Source organism: Empedobacter brevis (assembly GCF_965118635.1).
Taxonomy (GTDB): domain Bacteria; phylum Bacteroidota; class Bacteroidia; order Flavobacteriales; family Weeksellaceae; genus Empedobacter; species Empedobacter brevis_A.
The window spans coordinates 1-798 of the sequence record NZ_CBCPHV010000035.1; the positions used below are offsets into that span (position 1 = coordinate 1).

At 28.1% G+C, this 798-nt stretch carries 2 protein-coding genes; both read left to right on the forward strand.

Translation table 11 applies throughout. The annotated features are described in order from the left end of the window. Positions 1–33: 33 nt before the first annotated feature. Positions 34–315: a hypothetical protein gene (locus ACMHJW_RS14650; protein WP_413534142.1), complete on the forward strand. Its 282-nt coding sequence runs from the start codon at positions 34–36 to the stop codon at positions 313–315. Then, entirely contained in the window at positions 299–796 is a 498-nt protein-coding gene (locus tag ACMHJW_RS14655) for a hypothetical protein (protein ID WP_413534143.1), read from the forward strand. The genes ACMHJW_RS14650 and ACMHJW_RS14655 overlap by 17 nt, the downstream gene beginning before the upstream one ends. Positions 797–798: the final 2 nt, after the last annotated feature.

Here is a 798-nt window from a genome sequence, read left to right on the forward strand (position 1 = left end):
TACGAAATAGTAAACAATTAAACTTTATATAAAATGATAAAACCAGAAATCGGAAAATATTATGCTGATGAAAACTGTATAATTAAAGTAGTTGAATTAGATCACTTACAAGAGCCTTTGGGAGTACTTGTTTGGAAAACTGAAAGGAGTGTTTCTATTGATCATTTTATTGACGTTCATTATGTCTTTTATGAAAATAATAAGGATCTAAAAGAAATTACAAAAGAAGAGTTCGAAACGAAATTTCAAGAATATCAAACAAAAATGAACGAATTGTTTAACGAATTATTAAATAACGATGAAAATAGTAATTAAAAAATTGGTGGTTCACAATCACCCAGCAGAACCAAAGAAAGCAGAATTGCATGTAGGCAATTTGGCAAGTAAATCAAAAATTGATGAAGTTACTGAACCTAAAAAATCATTTAGTAAAAACTTTCACGAAGAGTTTGTGAAATATTTAGAGAATTGTTCAATAGATGATTTAATTATTGGAAAATCTCCTACTGTTTCTAAATGGCCAGGATTTATGCCTATTAGTCCGATAGTACCTTTTCCAGATTTCTTGTTAAGAAAACTAGAAGAAAATCAAAAGCATTATCATTCAAAAAAAATGATTGAATGCTTTTTCAAACTAAATAAAGGAAAGAGGAAAATGACTAGAGGTTTTACTAAAAAATCTTTTCACCAGTTGGAAGAACTTGGCTTGCAATGCGATTACCGATATTTCTTAGATGAACTTTATCACCTTGAATGTCAGTATAATTTCCAGATTGAAAAACAATCTAAAAAATAAAA